General features: G+C 42.7%; 22 protein-coding genes and 4 pseudogenes. 17 read left to right on the top strand and 9 right to left on the bottom strand.

Annotated features, from left to right (window positions below):
* Window positions 1-100: 100 nt before the first annotated feature.
* From IYQ92_RS05725 to IYQ92_RS05705, 4 genes and pseudogenes are all read left to right on the top strand, one after another.
* Window positions 101-890 (top strand): annotated as a pseudogene (locus IYQ92_RS05725) (ABC transporter permease); the annotation flags it as partial.
* 76 nt (window positions 891-966) lie between these two features.
* Window positions 967-1,828 (top strand): annotated as a pseudogene (locus tag IYQ92_RS05720) (aldo/keto reductase).
* 107 nt (window positions 1,829-1,935) lie between these two features.
* Window positions 1,936-2,286 (top strand): annotated as a pseudogene (locus IYQ92_RS05715) (DUF2500 domain-containing protein).
* A 57-nt stretch (window positions 2,287-2,343) separates the two neighbouring features.
* A complete protein-coding gene (locus tag IYQ92_RS05705) occupies window positions 2,344-3,369 on the top strand; it encodes a DUF3114 domain-containing protein (protein ID WP_195675768.1) in 1,026 nt (341 codons plus the stop codon).
* A gap of 37 nt (window positions 3,370-3,406) precedes the next feature.
* On the opposite strand, the gene IYQ92_RS05700 is transcribed toward IYQ92_RS05705, so the two are convergent.
* The 5 genes from IYQ92_RS05700 to IYQ92_RS05680 form a co-directional block, all read right to left on the bottom strand.
* Window positions 3,407-4,144: a transporter substrate-binding domain-containing protein gene (locus IYQ92_RS05700; RefSeq protein WP_229311328.1), complete on the bottom strand. Its 738-nt coding sequence runs from the start codon at window positions 4,142-4,144 to the stop codon at window positions 3,407-3,409.
* 479 nt (window positions 4,145-4,623) lie between these two features.
* Window positions 4,624-5,271, bottom strand: coding sequence for an amino acid ABC transporter permease (locus IYQ92_RS05695; protein ID WP_195675766.1), 648 nt, complete (start codon window positions 5,269-5,271; stop codon window positions 4,624-4,626).
* 15 nt (window positions 5,272-5,286) lie between these two features.
* Window positions 5,287-5,994: an amino acid ABC transporter permease gene (locus IYQ92_RS05690; RefSeq protein WP_195675765.1), complete on the bottom strand. Its 708-nt coding sequence runs from the start codon at window positions 5,992-5,994 to the stop codon at window positions 5,287-5,289.
* A gap of 17 nt (window positions 5,995-6,011) precedes the next feature.
* On the bottom strand, window positions 6,012-6,815 hold the full coding sequence (locus IYQ92_RS05685; RefSeq protein ID WP_195675764.1) for a transporter substrate-binding domain-containing protein: 804 nt from the start codon (window positions 6,813-6,815) through the stop codon (window positions 6,012-6,014).
* A 15-nt stretch (window positions 6,816-6,830) separates the two neighbouring features.
* Window positions 6,831-7,601, bottom strand: coding sequence for an amino acid ABC transporter ATP-binding protein (locus IYQ92_RS05680; protein WP_195675763.1), 771 nt, complete (start codon window positions 7,599-7,601; stop codon window positions 6,831-6,833).
* Window positions 7,602-8,026: 425 nt separating this feature from the next.
* Between IYQ92_RS05680 and yycF the strand changes: the two genes are divergently transcribed.
* The 9 genes from yycF (at window position 8,027) to ftsY (ending at window position 18,712) form a co-directional block, all read left to right on the top strand.
* Complete coding sequence (yycF, locus tag IYQ92_RS05675; RefSeq protein WP_195675762.1) at window positions 8,027-8,737, top strand: response regulator YycF; 711 nt, start codon at window positions 8,027-8,029, stop codon at window positions 8,735-8,737.
* A complete protein-coding gene (gene vicK / locus IYQ92_RS05670) occupies window positions 8,730-10,079 on the top strand; it encodes a cell wall metabolism sensor histidine kinase VicK (RefSeq protein ID WP_195675761.1) in 1,350 nt (449 codons plus the stop codon). The genes yycF and vicK overlap by 8 nt, the downstream gene beginning before the upstream one ends.
* A 3-nt stretch (window positions 10,080-10,082) precedes the next feature.
* Window positions 10,083-10,892, top strand: a complete 810-nt coding sequence (locus IYQ92_RS05665; RefSeq protein WP_195675760.1) for an MBL fold metallo-hydrolase — start codon at window positions 10,083-10,085, stop codon at window positions 10,890-10,892.
* Window positions 10,893-10,909: 17 nt separating this feature from the next.
* Window positions 10,910-11,275: a YbaN family protein gene (locus IYQ92_RS05660; protein WP_195675759.1), complete on the top strand. Its 366-nt coding sequence runs from the start codon at window positions 10,910-10,912 to the stop codon at window positions 11,273-11,275.
* Window positions 11,276-11,395: 120 nt separating this feature from the next.
* Entirely contained in the window at window positions 11,396-12,082 is a 687-nt protein-coding gene (gene rnc, locus IYQ92_RS05655) for a ribonuclease III (protein WP_195675758.1), read from the top strand.
* Between the two features lie 7 nt (window positions 12,083-12,089).
* Entirely contained in the window at window positions 12,090-15,629 is a 3,540-nt protein-coding gene (smc, locus tag IYQ92_RS05650) for a chromosome segregation protein SMC (protein WP_195675757.1), read from the top strand.
* Window positions 15,630-15,726: 97 nt separating this feature from the next.
* Window positions 15,727-16,524, top strand: coding sequence for a Cof-type HAD-IIB family hydrolase (locus IYQ92_RS05645; RefSeq protein WP_195675756.1), 798 nt, complete (start codon window positions 15,727-15,729; stop codon window positions 16,522-16,524).
* Complete coding sequence (locus tag IYQ92_RS05640) at window positions 16,524-17,348, top strand: Cof-type HAD-IIB family hydrolase (protein WP_195675755.1); 825 nt, start codon at window positions 16,524-16,526, stop codon at window positions 17,346-17,348. Before IYQ92_RS05645 ends, IYQ92_RS05640 begins: the two co-directional genes overlap by 1 nt.
* A complete protein-coding gene (gene ftsY, locus IYQ92_RS05635; protein ID WP_195675754.1) occupies window positions 17,348-18,712 on the top strand; it encodes a signal recognition particle-docking protein FtsY in 1,365 nt (454 codons plus the stop codon). The genes IYQ92_RS05640 and ftsY overlap by 1 nt, the downstream gene beginning before the upstream one ends.
* A 441-nt stretch (window positions 18,713-19,153) precedes the next feature.
* On the opposite strand, the gene IYQ92_RS05630 is transcribed toward ftsY, so the two are convergent.
* From IYQ92_RS05630 to IYQ92_RS05620, 3 genes are read right to left on the bottom strand one after another with little or no spacing between them, the layout of a single operon-like run.
* Window positions 19,154-19,966 carry a TIGR03943 family putative permease subunit gene (locus tag IYQ92_RS05630; RefSeq protein ID WP_195675753.1) on the bottom strand — a complete coding sequence of 271 codons (813 nt, stop codon included), beginning with the start codon at window positions 19,964-19,966 and terminating at the stop codon, window positions 19,154-19,156.
* The gene (locus tag IYQ92_RS05625) at window positions 19,963-20,868 is read right to left on the bottom strand and encodes a permease (RefSeq protein ID WP_195675752.1); all 906 of its coding nucleotides are present in this window, start codon (window positions 20,866-20,868) and stop codon (window positions 19,963-19,965) included. The genes IYQ92_RS05630 and IYQ92_RS05625 overlap by 4 nt, the downstream gene beginning before the upstream one ends.
* Before the next feature lie 6 nt (window positions 20,869-20,874).
* Entirely contained in the window at window positions 20,875-21,003 is a 129-nt protein-coding gene (locus tag IYQ92_RS05620; protein ID WP_195675751.1) for an SPJ_0845 family protein, read from the bottom strand.
* A gap of 332 nt (window positions 21,004-21,335) precedes the next feature.
* On the opposite strand from IYQ92_RS05620, the gene IYQ92_RS05615 reads away from it, so the two are divergent.
* The 4 genes and pseudogenes from IYQ92_RS05615 to IYQ92_RS05600 form a co-directional block, all read left to right on the top strand.
* Complete coding sequence (locus IYQ92_RS05615) at window positions 21,336-21,941, top strand: phosphatase PAP2 family protein (protein WP_195675750.1); 606 nt, start codon at window positions 21,336-21,338, stop codon at window positions 21,939-21,941.
* 1 nt (window position 21,942) lies between these two features.
* Window positions 21,943-22,578, top strand: a complete 636-nt coding sequence (locus IYQ92_RS05610; RefSeq protein WP_195675749.1) for a VTT domain-containing protein — start codon at window positions 21,943-21,945, stop codon at window positions 22,576-22,578.
* A 98-nt stretch (window positions 22,579-22,676) separates the two neighbouring features.
* Window positions 22,677-23,396: a Sir2 family NAD-dependent protein deacetylase gene (locus IYQ92_RS05605; RefSeq protein WP_195675748.1), complete on the top strand. Its 720-nt coding sequence runs from the start codon at window positions 22,677-22,679 to the stop codon at window positions 23,394-23,396.
* A gap of 615 nt (window positions 23,397-24,011) precedes the next feature.
* A pseudogene (locus tag IYQ92_RS05600) lies at window positions 24,012-24,575 on the top strand (DpnII family type II restriction endonuclease); the annotation flags it as partial.
* Window positions 24,576-24,637: 62 nt separating this feature from the next.
* Here the strand turns inward: IYQ92_RS05600 and IYQ92_RS05595 are convergent.
* Window positions 24,638-24,733, bottom strand: a 96-nt coding sequence (locus tag IYQ92_RS05595; protein WP_133162783.1) for an IS3 family transposase, incomplete at its 5' end; no start/stop codon positions are given.

Raw genomic sequence — 24,733 nt, 5'->3', positions numbered from 1 at the left:
AAGAGTTGTATGATTTTTTCATCAACGTTTCTAGAGGTGGAAAGATAAGGCTTCGGATGAAGAGCTTATCTTTTCTTTTGTCATTAAGAATGGAGGATTTATGTATCGTCGTTTAATGGCTGAAATCAAGGAGTTCAAACGTCCTTCGATTTTGGCATCCTTATTTATGGTCGGAGAAGTCATGTTTGAAATTTTGATTCCCTTTGTTATGGTCTTTATTATTGATAGGGGGTGAACAAAGGGGACCTGCAAGCCATCTTCTTTTATGGTGGTTTGATGCTGGTGTCGGCTTTTATTTCGCTGGCTTTTGGTCAGGCGTCTGCTCGTTATGCTGCTTATGTGTCAGCTGGTTTTGCTAAGAATGTCCGCACAGCCCTTTTCAAAAAGATTCAAAGTTTTTCATTTGCCAATATCGACCAATTTTCATCTGGCAGTTTGGTGACGCGGATGATGACGGATGTGACTAACATCCAAAACTCCTACCAAATGATTATCCGTATCTGTGTGCGGGCACCGCTTAACTTTTTATTTGCCATTATCGCTGCTTTTTACATCAATGCAGGGATTGCACAAATTTTTATCTATGTTTCCATTTTTTTGGTAATGATTTTATTCTTAGTGATTAAGATTGTTTTTCCACGTTTCCAAGAGGTTTTTAAGGCTTACGATGGGCTTAATTCCAGCGTTCAGGAAAATATCACCAACATGCGCGTCATTAAATCCTACGTTAAGGAAGCTGATGAAACCAAGAAATTCCAAAAGGAATCAGGTCGTATTTTAGCATGTTCATGCGTGCCATCAATGTTGTTATCCTCAATTCACCAGCCATGCAGTTGGCAACTTACGCTTGTATTTTGATGATTTCTTGGTTGGGAGCACAAGCCATTGTCTAAAAAAACTACACATAGCACAGGACCGGCTCTATGAGTTGAATGTCCTAATCGCAAAAAGTAAAGAGGTAAAGAAATGACTATTTTTGAACAAACATTGACAGTGAACAACGGCAATCGTATTCCTAAGCTTGGCTTGGGGACTTGGAAAATTGCAGATGATAAGGTGGCAGAAGCAGTTCGTCAAGCTATCAAGCTGGGCTATCGTCATATTGATACTGCCCAAGATTACTTTAATGAGGCTGGCGTTGGTGAAGGCATTCGCACTTCTGGCGTGGTGCGTGAAGAGCTGTTTGTCACCACAAAATTGAGTGCAGCTCACAAAGACTACGACTCTGCTCGTGCTGCCATCGAAGGTTCGCTGGCTAAATTGAATATCGATTACATTGACCTCATGATTATCCATGCCCCACAAGCCTTGGGCAAATTTCCGAGATGGAGAGCATTATTTTGAAGGCAATTTGGAAGCATGGCGTGCGCTAGAAGACTTTTATCAAGCTGGTAAGATTAAGGCTATCGGTGTGTCAAACTTTGAAGTTGTGGACCTAGAAAATATTCTCAATAATGGCGAGGTCAAACCAGCCGTCAACCAATTGCTCTGCCATATCGGAAATACGCCTTTTGAATTGATTGATTTCTGTCAGCAACATGATATAGTCGTTGAAGCTTACTCACCAATTGCTCACGGAGCCATTATCGGTCACCCAGCCATCCAAGCTATGGCTGAAAAATACGGCGTCAGCCTTCCTCAACTTTGCATCGAGTATGATATGCAGCTGAACACTGTTGTCCTTCCAAAAACTGCTAATCCAGACCATATGGCGTCAAATGCAGAACTTGATTTCACGATTACTGATGCAGACATGGAAACCCTGAAAGCCATAGACAGTATCGATTACGGTCAAGCATCTGTTTTCCCAGTCTTTAGTGGCAAATAAAATGTTAGATTTAGAAGGCCTATTATGAAAATGATAGGCTTTTTAAGCGCCTTATGATACAATAAAATCGAAGAGAGTTGATGGTCATGATTTAGTTTCCTCAATGGTTGTTTACAGTCGTCTTTGGTTTAGTTCTGCTGATAATGGCAGTTAAAATCGGACAGGCTTTGATGGAGTGGTTGCATAATCAAAATAGCCCTCGTCTGTCAGCTGAGATTGAAATTGTAGGGAAACACCTTCAGACCTCAACGATTTCTAGCCCTGTGGCTGGTGATATGACAGGAACACACGTTTTTAGCAGTCACACCTCAACGACTTATTATGTAACTGCCCAATTTTCTGATGGCAATCGGTAAGAATTCCGAGTCAAAAGTTCAGACTATGGAATGCTGAGAGAAGACGATAAAGGACAGCTGACCTATCAAGGTAGTCGTTTCATCTCATTTGATAGACATTAAGACCGTGGCTGGTAAAGTCACGGCATTTTCTTTATAATGAAAGAGTAAGGAGACCATATGTGGTACAATCAAAAGCGATTTCCGTTTTCTCAAAAGGGTATAGCAGAGCGCTATCAGTGGGCTAGGAAGATGCTTGCTTGGCGAGAGCTCGGTGTGTCAGATAGGCAGTTGCTAGCGCTTGTAACAAGAGAAATCTCTCCTGCGGTTGCTATCGGCTCAGAGGCTTTTCTCTTTTTCTGGCGAATTTATTTTGAAAACAGAGACTATCAAAAAGCCCTGAAACTTTTGCTAAGCATAGCCAATTTGCCTGATGATTTATCAGGAACACTTCCTGAAAATCAAGAATTGGTCAGTCGTTTTTCTGAGGATTTAGCGCCTGACAACCCATTCTGGTCAGAACTAGCCCAGGCTGTCAACGATATTTTTCCAAAAAATGAATTGAGTCAGAGAGAAGACTTAGCTAAAAATGTTCATCAGCTCCGTTATGTCATTTCCAGTCAGCAGGCACAGTACATCAGAGAAAGTTATAAAAAGTCAGGCATGACTGACCGAGAAGCGCTAGCGCATTTTTTAAAGAACAATAAAAAATGGTGGGAATTTTGGAAGCCATCTAGGACTTACACGCTCAAGGAATCCGCTAGACTACACAATAAAGTCCTTTTAGATGGCTCTAGCGTCGCTTATCCAGATGGTCATTTTTCAGTCAATATCAAAATTCTCCTAAGCTTCCACACAGAGTTTATCCTTGATAATCAAGGAAATTTTCTTAATGAAGTGGATGCTGAAAAAGTCACCGAAAACGGTATTATCAATGGTGCGAGTTTTAATTATGCCAGTCACAATGATATCCGCCACCACCAGCTAGATGTTAAGCCTGTTGGTCCTCATGACCCCACATTCCGTAAGTTACAGGTTAAAGGCTACCGCTCACCAACTAATGATAGAGGCAAATGTCATCTGCTCAGAAGAGTAGCAAGTGATCCGCTCAGCTATTTCAACAAAAAAGGGCTCTACGCTCAGGGAAAATACAGCCGTAAACAAGCTGTTGACCGTGAACTCAAGGCTTTCAAAAAATTATTGTAAAAAAGCTTGAAATCGCAGAATGATTTCAAGCTTTTTTCTATTCTGCCTTAGCAGGCGTTAAATTGAATTTCTTGTAAATCTTAGTTAAGCTACCATCTTTAGTCCAAGTAGCTAGCTTTTGATTCACATAATCGGTAATTTTTGTGTTTGATTTTTTAGTGGCAATACCATAGCTTTGAATATTGAAACCATCTTTGAGGATGACTGTTTTGTCGCTAACATAACCAGACAGGATAGATTTATCTACAGAGAAGGCGTCGATGCGTTTGGCGTAGAGTGAAACCGCGAGTTCAGGGAAACTTCCTAATTGAACAAAGCGATAATTTTGCTTATTTTCTGAAGCGTAGGCAGTAAGATTGGCTTTGGTAGTTGCACCCTGAGAGACACCGATAACTTTATTATTCAGGTCCTTCATGCTCTTGATGCCACTATCCTTGCGAACTAGGAAGCCAGTTTCATCATAATAGTAGGGGTCTGAAATGCTGTAATTAGCCTGGCGTTCAGGGGTGATGGTATAGGTGGCAATGAGAAGGTCAATTTGACCATTATCCATCAACGGTTCGCGCGTCTGCGTCGTTACAGGAACAAAGTTGACTTTAACACCGAGTGATTTAGCCAATTTACGAGCGACATCAATCTCCATTCCCTCGTAGGTCCCAGTTTTAGCACTGTAGTAACCAAAGTTTGGAACGTCCTGCTTAACTCCGACATTTAGCACGCCACGATTCTTGATGGCTTGCAAAGGGTCTTTGCTGGCCGCTTGAGCGGTAGTCATTGTGGTCAATAGCAGAGCTAGAAAGGTTAACAGGTTGGTGATTAAAATATAGTATTTTTTCATAGAAGTCTCCTTGACATTGGGATATTATCTAACAAGAAATATCAGATAAACGGCTCTAAAAGAAGTTAATAGAACATGGTCTTACAAGATGACCGAGTAGGGGGTCAACCTGTTCTAAACTGGTTCTCATAGCGCGAGGCTGTCGAGAGACTAATGAATGAAATGATTTATAGCCTAGACAAGCAAATAAAACTCTATTTTGTCTAAGGAATTTAGGAGCAATAATCTGAGAGTTGGTTATCAATGAATCTAAAATAACTGTCATCGTTACCGTCCTTCCTAAAATAATATTGTTATAAAATCTAACATGAATATACTAAGTATACTGAGTATACCACAAAAAAACAATAAAGGCAATATTATCAGAAAATTCAAAATTAAACATAGACTAATAAAAAAGCTCCGAAGAGCATTTTTTATTCTGCAGCCTGTTCCCATTTCTTGGCTAAACGACGTGAGAAGCTTGAAATTGCGAAGTTAATCACGAAGTAGATTGCAGCAATTAAAGCGTATAGCGTAAAGACTTGGCTGGCTTGGTAATATTGTCCCATCAAGATTTGACTCTTACCAAAGAGTTCTTGAATGGCGATAACAGAATACAAGAGAGAGGTATCCTTGATAACTGTTACGAATTGTGAAATGATGGCTGGCAACATTTTACGGATGGCTTGTGGGAAGATGATGATGGTGAAAATCTGGAAGCTGGTAAATCCTTGAGAAAGACCGGCTTCTGTTTGCCCTTTATCAATTCCGTTTAACCCTCCGCGGATAATTTCGGCTAGCGCAGCTGAGGTAAAGACTGTGAAAGCGGTGATACCAGCTGGAGTAGATTTCATTTGGAATACCAAGAAAATGATGAAAATCCAGAGTAAGTTTGGCACATTACGGACAAACTCGATATAAACACTAGCAATGAAGCGGAGCACTGCATTTTTTCCATTACGCATAACAGCAAGAACTGTCCCGATGATGGTAGATAATACGATTGAAATGAAAGAAATGTAGAGCGTTAGAAGCAAGCCTTGAAAGATAAAGCTGATATTAGTTGGTGTTAAAACTGACATAAATTGAGCTCCCTTCTATGCTGAGTAGGCTTTTTTGTTGTCTTCTTCTTTACGACGTGCCCAAGTTGCAAGTGGGAAGCACATGATGAAGTAGAGAACAGCAGCACCAGCAAAGGCTGGGATATAATTTGTGGTATCGTAAGCCCAGGCTTTTGCGACAAACATGATGTCAGCACCTGAGATGATAGCAACGGTTGATGTATTCTTAATTAAAGAAACGACTTGGTTGGTCATCGGAGGAAGGATAGTACGAACAGCCTGCGGCAAGATAATCAAGCTCATAGTTTGGCTGTATGTAAAGCCTTGAGAAAGTGCAGCTTCTGTTTGACCTTTCGGAATAGCTTCAATCCCTGAACGGATAACTTCAGCGATATAAGCACCGTGGTAAATACCGACACAGAGAATGGCAGTAAAGAAAGCGTTAATCATAATAACACCGTTTGTTAAAATGGCTAGACCATAATAAACGACCACGAATTGTACCAAGAGTGGCGTATTTTGGAAAAGTTCAACATAAACACGAGCGATTGCTTTCAGTGTTTTATTACGTGATGAACTCATGGCTCCAAAAATGATACCGAGAATGAGTGAGAGGATGAGGGCACCAATTGACATGCCCAAGGTGTATAGAAATCCTTTTGCGAAGTCGCCGAAGTTAGCAAAGAATGCTGCCCAGCGAGATAAGGCAAAGGGACTAACAGTTGCAGTAGCAGCAAGTAACATGTGAATCTCCCTTCGTATTAGTTGCTTTCAGCCGGCGTCAAATCGTATTTAGCATAGATTTTGTTGAGGCTACCATCTGTTTTCCATTTGGCAAGTAACTTGTTGATATAGGATGTGACTTGCATGTTGGTTTTCTTAGTGGCAATCCCATAAGTTTGTGTATTGAAACCGTCTGAAAGAAGGACTGTTTTTGAACTACGATAGCCACTGAGGATTGACTTATCTCCAAGGAATCCGTCAATTCGGTTGGCATAGAGTGAGATAGCTAGTTCAGGATATGACCCAAGTTGAGAATAGTGGAATGTTAGGTTGTGGGCTGACGCATATTCTTCCAGTGCAGCTTTGGCGGTTGACCCTTGGCTGACACCGATGGTTTTGTCATTTAGGTCTTTAATAGAAGAATAGCCTTTGGCTTTATTGACCAAAAATCCTAGTTCATCGACATAGTATGGGTCGGTGAAACTATAAGAAGCCTGGCGTTCAGGTGTGATAGAGTAGGTCGCAATGACGATGTCTAGCTGTCCGTTATCCATCATGGCTTCACGTGTTTGGGGAGTGACGGCTGTAAAGTCAACTTTAACTTTCATAGCTTTAGCGATTTTACGAGCGATGTCAATTTCCATACCTTCGTAAGTCCTTGATTGAGCGCTGTAGTAACCGAAGTTAGGGACATCCTGTTTAACACCGACCTTGAGAACACCAGCATCTTTGATTTTTTGAACCTGGGCGGGAATCGTATCAGCTTTAGCCACAGAAGCTACCGATAGGGTAACAACTACTGTGGCTAAAGCTAGCATACTGAGTAGTGATTTTTTCTTCATCGAATAGACCACCTTTTATTCCCCGTCAACTTTGACTTTTTCACTGGTGTGATTGATAATCTTGCTGAGGAATTGTTTAGCGCGTGGTTCAGTTGGGTTGTCGAAGAATCCTTGAACATCTGTAGTGTCGACAAGGATTTGACCCTCAGCCATGAAGATGATACGGTCAGCTACTTCACGAGCAAAGCCCATTTCGTGGGTAACGACAACCATGTTCATCCCTTCTTTGGCAAGATTTTGCATAACTGCAAGAACGTCACCGATAGTTTCTGGGTCAAGGGCTGATGTTGGTTCATCGAAGAGCAATAGTTTTGGTTGCATGGCAAGACCACGGGCGATGGCTATACGTTGTTTTTGACCACCTGATAGCATACCTGGGTAAGAATCTTTACGGTCCCACATATTAACGTAAGTCAAATATTTCTCAGCGATTTTTTCAGCCTCAGCTTGAGATTGTCCCAAAACTTTGGTTGGGGCTAAGGTGATATTTTCAAGGACAGTTTTATGCGGATAAAGGTTGAAGTGTTGGAAGACCATGCCGACTTCTTTACGAAGTTGAACGAGGTCTTTAGCGCTAGCGTTAGCCAACTCGTGTCCATTGACTTTCAAACTACCAGTTTTGATAGATTCAAGTGCATTCATGGTACGGATGAGGGTTGATTTACCAGAACCAGATGGTCCAAGCAAAACAACAACTTGACCTTCTTCGATTTCAAGGTTGATGTTTCTTAGTGCGTGATAGTTGCCGTAATATTTATCGACATTTTTGTATTCAATGAGTGCCATAAGTCCTCCTAAGGAATCTTTGTTAGGTTTTCTAACATAAGTATCGTAAGATAGAGATATTCTATCATAAAAAAAACTTAAAGTCAATATTTTCTGACAATTTTAAATAGTCCCCAATAATTACTTCCATCAGATGTCATAAGGGTTGGAAACGCTATATAAAATCAGCAAAATATTTTTTTGTAAAGGTTCTGACAATTTATATTTGGCTGATATTCTGAGAAAAGTAATCTAATTATGAGTGAAGTCAGTGTTTTCATAAAAAGTCTTTTACAGACTTGTTGCGCAATTGAAATGGTCTGATAGTTAACTTATATCCCTGTTTTTGATATAATATAAAGGACGTCTTCTGACTTTTGCTAGGGAGACTGCGATGTGACAGAATGCTTGTTGCTCTGTTTAGAAAGACCTACGAGGTATATTCCATGAAAAAAATTCTTATTGTAGATGATGAAAAACCGATTTCGGATATTATTAAATTTAATTTGACCAAAGAGGGTTATGAGACAGTGACTGCTTTTGATGGTCGCGAAGCTATTTCCAAGTTTGAGGAAGAAAATCCAGATTTGATTATCTTGGATTTGATGTTGCCAGAACTTGATGGGCTTGAGGTGGCTAAGGAAGTCCGTAAGACTAGCCATATTCCGATTATTATGTTGTCTGCCAAAGATAGCGAATTTGACAAGGTTATCGGTCTTGAAATTGGAGCTGATGACTATGTGACTAAGCCTTTTTCTAATCGTGAGTTGCTAGCGCGTGTCAAAGCTCACCTTCGTCGTACGGAAAATATTGAAACAGCTGTTGCAGAAGAAAGTGCCCAAAATACTTCATCAGATATTAGCATCGGTGAGCTTCAAATTTTGCCAGATGCCTTCATCGCTAAAAAACGTGGGGAAGAGATTGAATTGACTCACCGTGAATTTGAACTGCTTCACCACCTTGCTAGCCATATGGGACAAGTGATGACGCGTGAGCATTTACTTGAAACGGTTTGGGGATATGATTATTTCGGTGATGTGCGGACGGTTGATGTCACTATTCGTCGTCTCCGTGAAAAAATTGAGGACACACCAGGACGTCCTGAGTACATCTTGACACGTCGTGGTGTCGGTTACTACATGAAGTCTTATGAGTAATATTTTTGGAAATTTACACACCTTTGAACTAGCTCTGCTATTTCTATTAGCCTTTGTGGCAGTCTACTTTGTTTATTTAGCTATTCGTGATTTTCGGATGGCAGAGAACATTCGGGCGCTTAATAATAAGGTCAGAGAGCTCATTTCGGGGAATTATTCGGATGCTCTGACTATTCAGGGTGATTCGGATTTGGTGGATTTGAGTAATCATTTAAATGATTTATCGGAAGTTTTTCGCTTGGCACATGAAAATCTTGCTCAGGAGAAAAATCGTTTGGCAAATATCTTGACTTACATGACAGATGGGGTGTTTGCGACAGACCGTACCGGTAAGATTACCATGATTAATGAGATGGCTCAGCGCCAGTTCAACTTAGAACGTGATAAGGCTCTGGGTTTGAATATTGTTGATATTCTGGGGAAAGATAATCCCTATACCTTCAATGATTTGCTGGCAAAGACGCCCGAGGTGGTTATCAATCGTCGTGATGAGAATGGTGAATTTGTTACGTTGCGTATCCGATTTGCCCTCAATCGTCGGGAGTCTGGCTTTATTTCTGGTTTGGTTGCGGTAGCTCATGATACGACTGAGCAGGAGAAGGAAGAACGGGAACGTCGTCTCTTCGTATCCAATGTTAGCCATGAGCTGCGTACGCCATTGACCTCGGTAAAATCCTACTTAGAGGCCTTAGATGAAGGTGCTCTCAAAGAGGACGTGGCACCAAGTTTTATCAAGGTATCTTTGGATGAAACCAACCGCATGATGCGAATGATTTCGGATTTGCTTGCTCTTTCTCGGATTGATAATCAGGTGACGCGCTTGGATATCGAAATGACTAATTTCACTGCTTTCATGACCTCTATTCTCAACCGTTTTGATCAGATTAAAAATCAGCAGACAACGGCAGGTAAGAGTTATGAAATCATTCGTGACTATCCGTTGAGTTCCATTTGGATGGAAATTGATACGGATAAGATGACGCAGGTTTTGGATAATATTCTAAACAATGCTATCAAATATTCGCCAGACGGTGGTCGTATTACGGTTAGCATGCGAACGACAGAAGCGCAGCTGATTATTTCTATCTCTGATGAAGGTCTGGGAATTCCTAAAAAGGATTTACCGTTGATTTTTGACCGTTTTTATCGCGTTGATAAGGCGCGTAGCCGTGCTCAAGGTGGTACGGGACTTGGTCTAGCTATCGCTAAGGAGATTGTCAAACAGCACAAAGGCTTCATTTGGGCTAAGAGCGACTATGGCAAGGGGTCAACATTTACCATTGTCTTGCCTTATGATAAAGAGGCTGTTGTCTATGATGAATGGGAGGATGACGAAGAATAAAAAATGTCTGAAACGGGATTTAAATATAGTATTTTAGCGTCTGGGTCAAGCGGAAACTGTTTTTATGTGGAAACGCCTCAGAAGAAAATTTTGATTGATGCGGGGTTGACTGGAAAGAAGGTTACCAGCCTTTTAGCTGAAATTGACCGTAGCCCTGAAGATTTGGATGCCATTTTGGTAACCCATGAGCATTCAGACCACATCAAGGGGGTTGGCGTGCTGGCACGCAAGTATCATTTGGATGTCTATGCTAACCAAGAGACTTGGAAAATTATGGATGACCGCAACATGATTGGGAAACTTGATGCCGCCCAAAAACATGTCTTTGAACGTGGAAAAATGATGACTTTTGGTGACTTGGATATTGAAAGTTTCGGGGTCAGTCATGATGCCGTTGACCCTCAATTTTACCGCATCATGAAAGACGATAAGAGTTTTGTCATGTTGACAGATACAGGCTATGTGAGTGACCGTATGGCTGGATTGATTGAAAATGCTGACGGTTACTTGATTGAGTCTAACCATGACATCGAGATTCTGCGTTCGGGAGCTTATCCTTGGAGTCTCAAGCAACGTATCTTATCTGATAAAGGGCACCTTTCCAATGAAGATGGCGCTGAAACCATGATTCGCACCATCGGTAATCGCACCAAGAAAATTTATCTGGGGCATTTGAGCAAGGAAAATAACATCAAAGAACTAGCCCACATGACTATGGAAAATCAATTGATGCGTGCTGATTTCGGTGTTGGAAAAGACTTCACTGTTTTTGACACCTCACCAGATACGGCAACACCATTAACAAGAATTTAATGATAACTAAGGATTAAATGAAAAAGACAGTTTTAATAATTACTGGCTTTATTAGCCTTGCACTTGGACTTGCGGGAATTGTACTCCCGGTTGTTCCGACGACACCGCTTTTACTGTTGGCTGGCTTTTGTTTTTCAAGGTCTTCGGACCGTTTCAACACTTGGTTGCGTCAAACGAAGGTCTATGACTATTATGTTTCAGATTTTGCAGAAACGCGCAGCATTGCGCCTGAGCAAAAGAAAAAGATGATTTGGCAAATATACCTGTTGATGGGGATTTCGATTTATTTTGCACCACATTTGTTTCTCAAGATTGGACTTCTAATTTGCACGGCTATTGGAACCTATTGTCTGTTTAAGGTGGTGCCTGATAAAGAAGAGTAAGAGTAGGAGAGCCTCCTGCTCTTTTGTCAATTTCTGTCCTAGTTGTAGAAGGGGCTAGTAAAATATGCTATAATAAAACAGACCGTTTCTTGGAGAACGGCACAGAATTAAGGAGACATTATGGAACAACTAGAAGTAAAATTAAAACAGGACTATGGGATTGTCTTTACTGATAAAACGCTGTTGGAGACAGCTTTTACTCATACCTCATACGCAAATGAACATCGCCTCCTAAACATTTCACATAATGAACGTCTGGAATTTTTAGGAGACGCCGTTCTTCAACTCTTAATTTCACAGTATTTATTTATCAAGTACCCACGCAAGGCAGAAGGGGATTTGTCTAAGATGCGCTCAATGATTGTTCGTGAAGAGTCGTTGGCAAGTTTCAGCCGTCAGTGTGGTTTTGATGCTTACATCAAACTCGGTAACGGTGAAGAAAAATCTGGTGGTCGTGACCGCGATACCATCCTTGGAGATTTATTTGAAGCCTTTTTGGGTGCTTTGTTGCTTGATAAGGGTGTTGACACAGTGCAAAACTTTATTTCTCATGTTATGATTCCACAGGTTGAAAAAGGGAATTTTGAGCGTGTGAAAGACTACAAGACCAGCCTTCAAGAACTGTTGCAGGCTAAAGGTGATGTTCAAATTGACTACCATGTTACTAACGAAAGTGGTCCCGCCCACGCTAAGACCTTTGAAGTGACGGTTTCTGCCAATGGAGACGAGTTGAGTAAGGGAATTGGGAAATCTAAGAAAGCTGCCGAACAAGATGCTGCTAAAAAAGCTTTAGCTGCACTGTCATGAGGACGACATGTTTTTAAAAGAAATTGAAATGCAGGGCTTCAAGTCCTTTGCAGACAAGACAAAGGTTGAATTTGATCGGGGCGTGACAGCGGTTGTTGGTCCCAACGGTTCAGGCAAATCTAATATCACAGAAAGTCTTCGCTGGGCTTTGGGGGAATCCTCTGCTAAAAACCTTCGTGGTGGCAAGATGCCCGACGTCATCTTTGCGGGGACTGAAAATCGTAAACCGCTTAATTATGCACAAGTGACGGTTGTTTTGGATAACAGCGATCATTTTATTGCTGGGGAAAATGATGAGATTCGTGTTGAACGTCGCATTTATCGTAGCGGTGATAGTGAGTATCTGATTGACGGTCGCAAGGTTCGTTTGCGTGATATTCATGATCTCTTTATGGATACGGGGCTTGGACGTGATTCTTTTTCAATTATTTCTCAAGGGCGTGTCGAAGCTATTTTTAATAGTAAACCAGAGGAACGCCGAGCGATTTTCGAAGAAGCAGCTGGTGTCCTCAAATACAAGACACGTAAGAAAGAAACCGAGACCAAACTCAACCAGACCCAGGATAACTTGGATCGTCTGGATGATATTATTTATGAGTTGGACATGCAGGTTAAGCCACTGGAAAAGCAGGCCGCGACAGCGAAGGAATTTTTGGTCCTCGAAGAGGAGCGCAAGCAATTACACCTAGCTATCCTTGTCGAAGACATCTTGAAAAATCAGGCAGATTTGAGTCAGCACAAGGAGGTTTTGGCTAGCGTTCAAGCGGATTTGTCAGCTTACTATGAGCAACGCCAGAAACTGGAAAATCAAAATCTTAGTCTGAAAAATCAGCGCCAGAAGGTTTCGCAAGACTTGGAGCGTAAGCAGGCAGACTTGCTGGAAGTAACCCGTCTCAAGTCTGATTTGGAGCGTCAAATTGATCTCTTGCAGTTGGCTTCGACTCAGAAGGCTGAGAAGCAGGCGGAGGCAGGCAAGCAGTTGTCAGATTTGGAGCAAGCTCGGGAAGGTTTGACGGCTGATATTGAGGCTAAAGACCAAGAGTTAGCGCAACTTGCTGACAAGTTATCGGCGACTAAGGCGACCATGGCTGAACTCGAAGCAGAGTTAGCCCGCTTTTCAACAGACCCAGACCAAATCATCGAGCAACTGCGTGAAGAATTTGTCGCGCTCATGCAAAAAGAAGCGGACACCTCAAATGCTTTGACGGCTTTGGTGTCCGATATGGACAATCAAAAACAAGCCTCAGAAGCGCGTTCGCAAGAGTTGAAACAAGTCAAAGACAACTTGGAAAATTTGCGAACTAGCGCCAAAGAAGCCTTGGTGACCTTTGAAGCTAGTAAGGAGCGAGTAAAATCTCTCTTAGACGCCTACCAGCTTGAAGCACAGGCTGCGCAGGCTATGGAGCAGGACTACAAGACCAAGCAATCTGCTTTATTTGACAATCTGGATGCCATTAAGTCTAAGCAGGCTCGCATCAGCAGTTTAGAGTCGATTTTGAAAAATCACAGTAATTTCTATGCTGGGGTTAAGTCGGTTTTGCAGGCGCAGGGTCAAATCGGTGGTATTATTGGCGCAGTCAGTGAGCATTTGAGTTTTGACCAAGATTATCAAACAGCTCTTGAAATAGCTTTGGGTGGTAGCAGTCAGCACGTCATCGTTGAAGATGAGGAGGCTGCTAAGCGGTCTATCGCTTTCTTGAAGAAAAATCGTCAGGGGCGTGCGACCTTCTTGCCTTTGACAACGATTAAAGCGCGTGAATTGCGGGACCACCATTTAACGACATTGCAGACTTCACAAGGTTTTCTTGGGATTGCTAGTGACTTGGTTACTTATGATGCGCGATTGAGCAATATTTTCCAAAATATTTTGGGGATGACGGCAATTTTTGATACGATTGACCATGCTAATAGTGCTGAGCGTCGTCTCAATTATCAGGTGCGTTTGGTGACTTTGGACGGGACAGAGTTGCGTCCAGGTGGTTCCTTCTCAGGTGGCGCTAGCCGTCAGAATAATACTATCTTTATCAAGCCTGAACTTGACAGTCTTAAAGAGGAATTGAACAAGCTGCAAGCTCAGCAATTATCCCAAGAAAAAGAAGTCAGTGACCTGCAAGAAAGTCTCAAGCGTAAGCAAATGGACTTGGCGGGGCTCAAGGCTGACGGGGAGCAGGCTCGTCTGCAAGAGCAGAAGGCGGACTTGGAGTACCAGCAGTTTGCCAGTCGTTTGGCGGACTTGAACCAGCTTTATCAAGGTTTGCAGAAAGAGGCTGGGCTGGTTGATACCGAGGATTTTGAGCAGAAAAAAGCTGATTTGCAGGCGGACTTAGAGCAGATTGAAGCTAGAAAAGCTGAGCTGACTGCCTCAATCAATCAAATCAAGGAGGACAAGGATTCTATCCAGCAGACTGTCGCTGATTTGACTGAAAAATTGTCTCAGGCTCGCTTAACGGAGCGTGAATTGACTAGCGAGCGAAAATTTGGTTCAGCGGAATTGGCCCGTCTTGAAATCACTTTGTCTGAAAATAATCGTGAAATGGCTGCGCTACGCCAGTTGCTAACAGACCAAGCAAGCCAACTAGATGAGTCTGACTTGCCAAAATTAGTAGACCAACTCAAACAAGCAACCGAGCGTAAGGAAGACGATGAGAGTGCTACGGTTCGCTTGCGCTTTGAATTAGAAGACGTGGAAGCTCAGCTGGAGGATTTGGATGAGCAACTGCAGAAAGAGACCTCTAAGAATGAAACACTTATTCGTCAGCAGGCGCAAGTGGAAGCACAGGTGTCGCAAGTTTCAGAGAAACTTCTTGGCTTTGCAAGACAGTTGGCTGAAGATTATCAAATGAGTCTGGATGAGGCAAGAGCGCAAGCTATTTCTTTGGAAAATAGTGAGCTGGCGCGTCAAACCCTGAAAGATTTGGTGCGTCGCATTAAGGCGCTGGGTCCTGTCAATCTGGATGCTATCGAGCAGTTTGATGAGGTCAATGAGCGTTTGTCTTTCTTGAACACGCAGAAAGAGGACTTGGTGCACGCTAAGAATCTGCTTTTGGAGACCATTGGCGAGATGGATGATGAGGTGAAGAGTCGCTTCAAGACGACCTTCGATGCCATTCGTGAGTCCTTCAAACAGACCTTTGTGCAAATGTTTGGTGGCGGATCTGCCGATTTGATTTTGACAGAGGGTGACCTCTTGTCAGCTGGGGTTGAGATTTCCGTGCAACCGCCAGGCAAGAAGATTCAATCTCTCAACCTTATGTCAGGTGGGGAGAAGGCTCTCTCGGCTCTAGCTCTGCTATTTGCCATTATCCGCGTCAAAACCATTCCGTTTGTCATCTTAGACGAGGTGGAGGCGGCGCTGGATGAAGCTAATGTCAAGCGTTTTGGTGACTATCTCAATCGTTTCGACAAGTCTAGCCAGTTCATCGTCGTGACCCACCGTAAGGGAACAATGGCTGCCGCTGATAGCATTTATGGCGTGACCATGCAAGAATCTGGGGTGTCCAAGATTGTCTCAGTCAAACTCAAGGAAGCCGAAGCCATGACAAACTGATGAAAATTTAAGAAAGCAGAGGATTCCTTCCTCTGTTTTTCATATGACGCAAATTTATGGTAAAATGGTAATGTGAACCCTTTATTAAGGAGACGAAATGATTAAATTAGTAGCAACAGACATGGACGGGACTTTCTTGGACGCCCATGGGACATATGATAAAGAGCGTTTGGCTGGTGTTTTGGCTAAATTTAAGGAGCAGGACATCATTTTTGCGGCGGCGAGTGGTCGCTCTCTGCTGGCTCTGAAAAGTCTTTTTGCAGATTTCAAAGACCAGATGGCTTTTATCGCGGAAAATGGCTCCGCTGTCGTTTTATTTGGCGAACTGGTCTATGAAGAACATTTGACAAAGAAACAGTACATCGACATCGCCAATAAGTTGGTCGAAAGTCCCTATCTTCACGGACACGACTACCTCTTGTCAGGAAAAAATGGTGCTTATGTCCACGCTGATGCGGACGATGAATACGTTGATTTTGCTAAGAAATATTATGATAAGGTGCAGCGCGTGGCTTCTTTTGAAGAAGTGGATGACCTGATTTTCAAATTGACAGCTAATTTCACAGCAGAAACGGTTCGTGAAGGGGAGGCCTGGGTCAATGATGCCATTCCTTTTGCGACAGCTGTGACGACTGGTTTCAAGTCTATCGATATTATTCTTAATCACGTTGATAAGAGTACGGGGCTTGCCCATCTCTGTGAGAAGTATGACATCAAGGCAGAAGAGGTGCTGGCTTTTGGTGATAATCTCAATGACCTTGAGATGCTTGAATGGGCTGGAACAGCCATTGCGACAGCCAATGCTCGCAAGGAAATCAAGGAAGCCGCTGACCAAGTTATCGGTAATCACGCAGACGAGGTGGTCATGACCTACATGGAAGGATTGGTGGACTGATGGCAGACATTAAGATTTTAGCTTTGGACTTGGATGGGACGCTCTTTAATAGCGCTAAGAAAGTGACGGTTGAAAATAAGGCTGCGCTTAGAGCTGCAAGGAAAAAGGGGGTCAAGATTGTCATCACAACTGGACGCCCTTTACGAGCCATCGGAACCCTCTTAGAAGACCTAGACTTGGTTTCAGATGATGATTACTCCATCACTTTTAACGGTGGCTTGGTGCAACGCAACACTGGAGAAATCCTCGACAAATCAGCCCTAACGCGCCAGCAACTAAAGCAAATTCATGCTATTTTAGAACCTTTGGCTCTGCCATTTGATGTGCTCAGCGAAGGGATTGTTTACAGCTTGCCATCCCGTGGAGTGTCATCTCGCTACCACGAAGCCAATCCCTTGCTTGACTTTGTTGAGGTGGAGGATTTTGAGGAGATTCCTTTGGACATTCCTTACAACAAGGTGGTGACGGTGACGGACGAGGACTATTTGGACCAGCAGTTGCAGCTTTTACCAGCTAGTCTTTATCAGGATTTTGAAGCCTTCAAGTCGCGGGAAATCATTTTTGAGATTATGCCTAAGGGTGTTCACAAGGCCTTTGGCTTGGATCTTCTCACCCAGCATCTTGATCTCAGCGCCAGCAATGTCATGGCCATGGGCGACGAGGCTAACGACCTTTCTATGCTAAAATGGGCAGGGCTAGGAGTTGCTATGGCTAACGGCGTTGACATTGCCAAGGAGACAGCTGATGCAGTAACCAGCCGAACTAACGACCAATCAGGAGTGGCAGAAGCCATCGAAAAGTACATATTAAGTGAGGAAAACTAATGGGATTATTTGACCGATTATTTGGAAAAGAGGAGCGCAGTCAGGAAGAAACCAGCGAGGAACTTGTCGAATCAACTGTTGATAGCTCATCAGAAGTGTCTGAGGAATCAGTTGTCCAAGCATCAGAATCAAGTCAAGAAAACTCAGAAAGCAGCTCCGAGGCAAGCAGTGAAGCAGTTGCTGTCGCTTCAGAGTCAGAAGTGGTTTCAGAGTTCGACGTGGCAAGCGACCTAGCAAGTTCTGAGGAGGCGTCAGCTGAATCTGAGAGTGAGAAAAGGTCTAACAACGCAGCTGCCGAGGCCTTCATGGCGGATTATTATGCCAAACGCGCAGCCATTGAAAAACAAATTGCCGATGGGACTTTTGTTAAACCAGAAGCGCAAGTGGCAACGGCGTCAGCCCACGCTAGCGAAGAAGTGGTGGAGGAAGCACCTCAAGAAACGACTGAGGACAAGTATAACCGCAGCCTCAGGAAGACGCGAACTGGTTTCAGCGCCCGCCTCAATGCTTTTCTAGCCAACTTTCGCCGTGTGGATGAGGACTTTTTTGAGGAATTGGAAGAGATGCTCATCCTCTCTGATGTTGGGGTCAATGTGGCGACGCAGCTGACCGAAGACCTCCGCTATGAAGCTAAGCTGGAAAATGCTAAGAAGGTGGACGACCTCAAGCGTGTCATCATTGAGAAGCTGGTGGACATCTACGAAAAAGATGGCGTCTATAATGAGAAAATCAACTTCCAGGACGGCCTGACTGTCATGCTCTTTGTCGGTGTCAACGGGGTTGGTAAGACGACTTCTATCGGCAAACTGGCTCACAAGTACAAAAACGAAGGTAAGAAAGTCATGCTGGTGGCCGCCGATACCTTCCGTGCAGGTGCCGTCGCTCAGCTGGTTGAGTGGGGCCGCCGTGTTGACGTGCCAGTGGTGACTGGATCTGAAAAGGCTGACCCAGCCAGCGTGGTTTTTGACGGTATGGAAAAAGCTGTCGCTGAAAAGGTTGATATCCTTCTGATTGACACAGCTGGTCGCCTGCAAAACAAGGACAACCTCATGGCAGAGCTGGAAAAAATTGGTCGCATCATCAAGCGCGTGGTGCCAGATGCACCGCATGAAACCCTCCTCGCACTGGATGCCTCAACTGGTCAAAACGCCCTCAGCCAAGCCAAGGAATTTTCAAAAATCACCCCGCTGACAGGTCTCATTTTGACCAAGATTGACGGAACTGCCAAAGGTGGTGTCGTCCTTGCTATCCGCCAAGAACTGGATATTCCTGTTAAATTCATCGGCTTCGGTGAAAAGATTGATGACATCGGTGAGTTTAACTCCGAAGACTTCATGCGTGGTCTTTTGGAAGGGGTTCTTTAGGAATGGCAGAGCAGAAGAGTGAGAACTTTTCTGCTTTTTTGTGTCTTTTTTTCTACCTAGTCTTCTGATAGAAATAATAAACCCGTCACAATTTTTGACAGGCAGAATCAATATTGCGAGAAGTCGTCGCAATTTTTGATAGACAGAATCAGAGTTGCGGGAAGCTGTCACAATTTTTGACGAGTAGAATCAGAGTTACAGCAAGTCGTCACAATTTTTGACGGATAGAATCCAAGTTGCGTTAAAGCTTCAGCACTGCTGATGGGTACTGTCCAAGTAGCGGGAGTCTTTCAGTATTGCTGACGAGTATTGTTCAAATAGCGAGAGCATTTCAGCACAGCTGACGACCATTCCATCAACAGAAAGCTACTTAAAAACCACCCCAACCAGTCAAGGTTAGGGTGGTATAACATTATATTCAGCTCTGCTATTTCCAAAAACCTAAAAAACACGGTAGACGTAAGGGTTGTCTGGTTTATCGATGGTTTGGGCGTTGCTGATGTGGAGGGTTGGGAGGTTTTGTTGCAGAGATTGGTTGTACTCGACTTGGAGGCGGCCGGTAGCCCTGATCCAAGTGTTGTCCTTGTAGTTATGCGTGTTGCCTGTGGTCAGAAGACCATAGACTCCGGAGTCAGCGATACAGTGGATGATACCAAAACGGAAGAGGAATTGGTAGCCCGCGTGGTCAGGTTCGTTGTAGACAAAGCCGACGTACTCGATGTCGCGGTTGAGAAATTCTTCGGGATAGAGGTAAATCAGCTCCATGACCTCCATGTAATTGGCGGTTGTGATGGTCAGTTTACCCTTACCCTTGTATTTTTTCAGTTCAGACTGCATTTCTTTTTCATAGGCAGCTGAGGTGAAATAGGTGCTGGTATCTGGTTTTAGATACTGTACGGTCGTTCCGTCCTGACTGACCGTTCCCGTTGAGCCGGCAGCTAGTGGGAAATGGTAGCCCTTGGCTGAAACGGTGGTTGAGTCGAGGGAAACAGTCGGCACCAAGAGCCCAACCATAACTGGAATGACCAGAATGAGCGGACTTGTCAGCTTGGCTATTTTCCCAGACAAATGACTGTGTAACTTGAGGTTTTTCATCCAAATGATAAGCTGAACCACAGCTAGGATGAAGGACAGCACCATGGACAGATAAGCCAGATAGGTGTAGTGCATGTTGATGTACTGGTCGAGCTTGCCAGAAATCTGCAAGTACATGGTCAGCTCAAAGTAACCCGCTAAAATTAAAAATCGAATCATCCAACCACCCCCACAAGAAGACAGTAAGCCACAATCATCACGACAGACACCGAAATGAATTGCACGATGAAGAGCAGTTTAAAGGACTTGAGCATCATGAGCAGGTTCTTGATGTCCACCATGGGCCCAATCAGCAAGAAAGCCATGACGGGAGCCACGCCAAAGGTTGAGAGCAGCGACGCCCCGATGAAGGCGTCCGCCTCACTACAAAGCGACAAGATGAAGGCCAGCAACATCATAATCAAAATAGCCATGAGCGGGTTGTGCCCGATAGTGGTCAGCACTCTCGTTGGCAGATAAATCTGCATGGCTGACGCTACTGCTGTACCAAAGACCAGGTAGCGACCAGTGTCGAAAAATTCATCGACGGCATGGGCTAGCGCTAGAAATACTTTTTGATACCATTTCTTATCGGAGTAATCATGCACGTGACTAACTATTGCAGAGTCCTTAAGGATATCCTCATCCGCAACAAAAGCAAGTAAGCATCCCAGAACAATAGCAACTAAAATTGCCCCAATTAAGCGCAACATGAGAAAACGAACCGAATTTCCAAAAGCCGAATAGGTGGCAAAGAGAACGATGGGATTGATGATAGGAGCTGTCGCTAGAAAGGGCACCGCCGTGTAGGAGGGCACCTTTTTCTCCAAAAAGCGATGAATGATAGGAATAATCCCACATTCACAAGATGGAAAAACAAAACCAACGAAAGTCCCAAATAAAATCCGCAAGAACTTATTTCGAGGCAGGAAGCGATTGACAATATCTGGCGTGATGTAAATCTCAATGAAGCCAGATAGGATAGTTCCTAACAAGACAAAAGGCAGGGCTTCAATGATAATGGACATGAAAACTGCAAACCATTGAAGCACACTGCTGGGGAGTTGATTGAAAATGGCCATAGAGACTTAATCTTTCTTCTTATTTTCCTTGTCCCCGTCCTTAGGTTTCCCACCCTTAACCTTAGGTTTCGGAACACTGGCAAAGCTAGCAAACATGCTTTCCAAATCATCTTGACGTTTATGCGTAATAGCCATAAAGGCACCTCTTTTCTATATGATATTACCATTATACTATCAAATGGACATTTATGGTATATAGAAGTAGCGTTGAGTGCAGATGAAAGCGAACGAAGTGAGCCAACCACTACGGCGAAAATATCCGATAGGGCTCACTTAGTTCGCATTATTTTCAATCCATGCTATACAAACAACTCTGTCTAAAGTGTCGTTTGTATAGCATGGATTTTTTATTTGTGACCAATTAATCGCATTTCTTACACTTTTGCCACAGTCTTGACTTGATTTATCCTATACTTTTTCTTGAAAATGATTTATACTCTTTTCAGAAAGAAAAAAGGTAATTGTTAATGACTTTTAAACAACATCGACTAGTAACGCTTGTTTCTTGGGGACTTTTTATCATTTTAGGACTTGGAGTGACCTTCAGATTTCCTTTGATGACGGGATTTGACCAGCTGATTTTTACAAGCCTCTCTCATATGGTTTCACAAGGAGTGATTTCTTTTGCAAAAGTGATGACTGCGGTCGGAAGTCCCTTGGTACTAACCATTCTTACTCTACTGCTTATCCTCCTTACTCAGTTTAAACACCTAGGACGATTGATTGAGCTCTTTGCTTTTTATTTTGGAACCAGTGCTTTGGGTTTGGTGCTTAAGTATCTCTTCCAACGTCAACGTCCCAGCCATCAACTGCTAGCTGACACTGGTTTTAGTTTTCCAAGTGGGCATAGTTTATGTGCCACTCTGCTATTTTTTACTGTCTATAGTATCACTAGCAAATTGCCAAAGGCTAGTCATGTCACTATCCGCATCTTGGTAGCGATTTTCAGTCTTCTTGTCATGTTGTCTCGTATTTACCTGCGTGACCATTTTCCAACAGATATTCTTGGCTCTATCTTACTCAGTCTAGGTGCTTACGGTATCTACCAATCATACAGAAGCAAGGAGAAGTAACATGTTTTTAATAGATTTTATTCTGCATATCGACCAACACATTTTTTCCATGGCTAATTCGGTGGGGAATTGGACTTATCTTTTATTGTTCTTGATTATTTTCATAGAAACGGGTGCTGTTATTCTCCCATTTTTACCAGGGGACAGCCTATTATTTGCAGCGGGAGCTTTGGCAGCCAATCCTAACATGTCCTTCAGCGCCCTTATTTTTGGAGTTGGATTCTTCTTTGCTTCCTTCTTAGGGGATTATTGCAACTTCATGATTGGTCGTCACTGTGGTTATGGTTTGGTCAATCATAAGTTTCTCGGGCGCTTTATCAAAGAGGAAAACATCAAGAATGCTGAGAAGTATTTTGAGGAAAAAGGCGCTGCCGCTATTATCTTAGGACGTTATATTCCCATCGTGCGGACCTTTGTGCCATTTGTAGCTGGTATCAGCCAATTACCACCAGCTGTCTTTGTTAAAAGAGCCTTTATCGCAGCCTTGTCATGGTCGCTGATTGCGACGGGCTCAGGTTATCTTTTCGGAAATATTCCTTTTGTTAAAGCGCATTTCTCAACCATTATTTTAGCTATTGTCTTTGTCACACTCTTGCCAATGATTATCTCAGGCATTAAGTCTATGAAGAAAAAATGAGCTAGCGCAAGCTATTTACCAAAACCAACGGGCTAGGTGCCCGTTTTTTTCATGCCCAGAACCTTTGTGAAGTAGTATAATGAGGGAGAGGTACTGTTATGAATCAAAAAAATCTTGAAGAACTTATCAGAAGTGCACAGCAGCCTGTCATTGTGACGGGAGCGGGCGTGTCTACCTTGTCTGGGGTGCCAGATTACACGACAATGAAGGGCTTGACTATCAAAGGTAGGTCTTTTGAAGCGCGTGAAGTCTTGTCGCGCCCATTTTTCCAAGCCTATCCTAAGGCCTTTTGGCAATGGCATAGGAAACAATTTCTACAAGCCATCGAACTTAACAAGGTGCATGATTGGATAGCTAGGCAGAAAGTGCCTGTCATCACGCAGAATATTGACGGTCTTCATCGCAGAGCTGGTTCAGAAGAAATCGTTGAATTTCATGGCAAGGCGGACGTGGGACTTTGTCAAATTTGCTGGCAGGAAATTGATTTGAGAGATGATAAGGCGATTTTTAGCCATACTCATGGGAAAACCTACGACAACACTTTAGATATCCTAGCAGACCATGTTGATACACAGATTGTCTTGTATGGCGATGCTATTGATAGTCGGAATTTTTCCCTAGCTCAGCAATGGCTTAGCGCAAGTGACCTCATCATCGTCATTGGCTCAACGCTGCAAGTCTATCCACTGGCTGGCTTGGTGTTGGAACAAGAATCGAGCAAGATTATTTGGATTGATAAGACGAAGAACGAAGTGGCTAGCTTGTATCCTGATATTAACTTTGTGCAGGCGGATTTTAGGGAGTTTTTTGAGGGGTGAGGAAATTGACAGACTTTTGAATTGCAAAATAAATCAGAATAGGAATGAAAGAAGGCGATAGTGTTTTTATGCTATCGTCAATTTTGATTTTTAATCCAATCAGATTCACTTTAGATACAATAATATTTTTTTGAATCTCGTCAGATTTAATTTAAATACAGTGTTATTTTTCTAAATCCGTTCAGATTCAGTTTAAATACAGTGTTATTTTTCTAAATCCGCTCAGATTCAGTTTAAATACTATGTCATTTTTCTGACTCCAGTCAGATTCAGTTTAAATACAGTGTTATTTTTCTAAATCCGTTCAGATTCAGTTTAGATACCATGATATTTTTTTGGATCCGCTCAGATTCAGTTTAAATACTATGTCATTTTTCTGACTCCAGCTAGATTCGGTTTAAATACAGTGTTATTTTGTAAATTCGAGTAGGTTCACTCTTTCATAATGAACAATCCCCTAGGTGTGGTACTTAGGGGATTTGTTTATTATAAGTTAGTTATTCTCAATGTAAAAATGTTAGTTATAGACATCGGATTTTCAGGTAGATACTCTGTTCATATTGTGCTATCAATTATGTGGTATAATATAGGCTATGAAATCAACACTTAATAGTAATCCAAAACTATGTTGATTTTATTGAGAAATCTGGATTGTTGGATTTTCTACAAAACAAAGCTAATCGTTCGTTAGTAGATTATGTTTACGGAGTTGAAGCTGGATTAGACAGCAATGCTCGAAAAAATCGTAGCGGAACAACTATGGAAGGTATTTTAGAGCGTCATGTCGCTAAAATTTCTGAAACACTTGGTTTAGAATGGAAAGCACAAACAACAGCCCCTTTTATTAAAGACAATTGGAATATTGAGGTTCCTGTTGATAAATCAGAACGTCGCTTTGATGTAGCAATTTATTCAAAAGAACAACATAAAGTTTGGCTGGTTGAGACAAACTATTATGGTGGTGGCGGAAGTAAGCTTAAAGCAGTAGCTGGTGAGTTTACAGAGTTAAGTCAGTTCGTAGTTACTTCAAATGATAATGTTGAATTTGTTTGGGTTACAGATGGTCAGGGATGGAAGACTGCTCATCTTCCACTTTCTGAAGCTTTTGGGCATATAACTAATATCTTTAATTTAAACATGCTCAAAGAAGACTTTTTAGCTGATTTACTCACAAAATAAATAACAGAAAGGCAAATAAAAACGGTAAATTTGTACTGACCCCAAAAAGTTAGACATTTAATTTATCCAAAGGATTTAGTTCTGTATTGCACAGGACTGAGTCCTTTTAATTTTACCTTAATTCGTTTGTTGTTGTAATAATCAATATAGTCTACAAT

Origin of the sequence: Streptococcus sp. HF-1907 (assembly GCF_015594605.1) — a bacterium.
Taxonomy (GTDB): domain Bacteria; phylum Bacillota; class Bacilli; order Lactobacillales; family Streptococcaceae; genus Streptococcus.
Note: the sequence above shows the minus strand (reverse complement) of the source record. Positions and strands in the feature narration are given on the sequence as shown.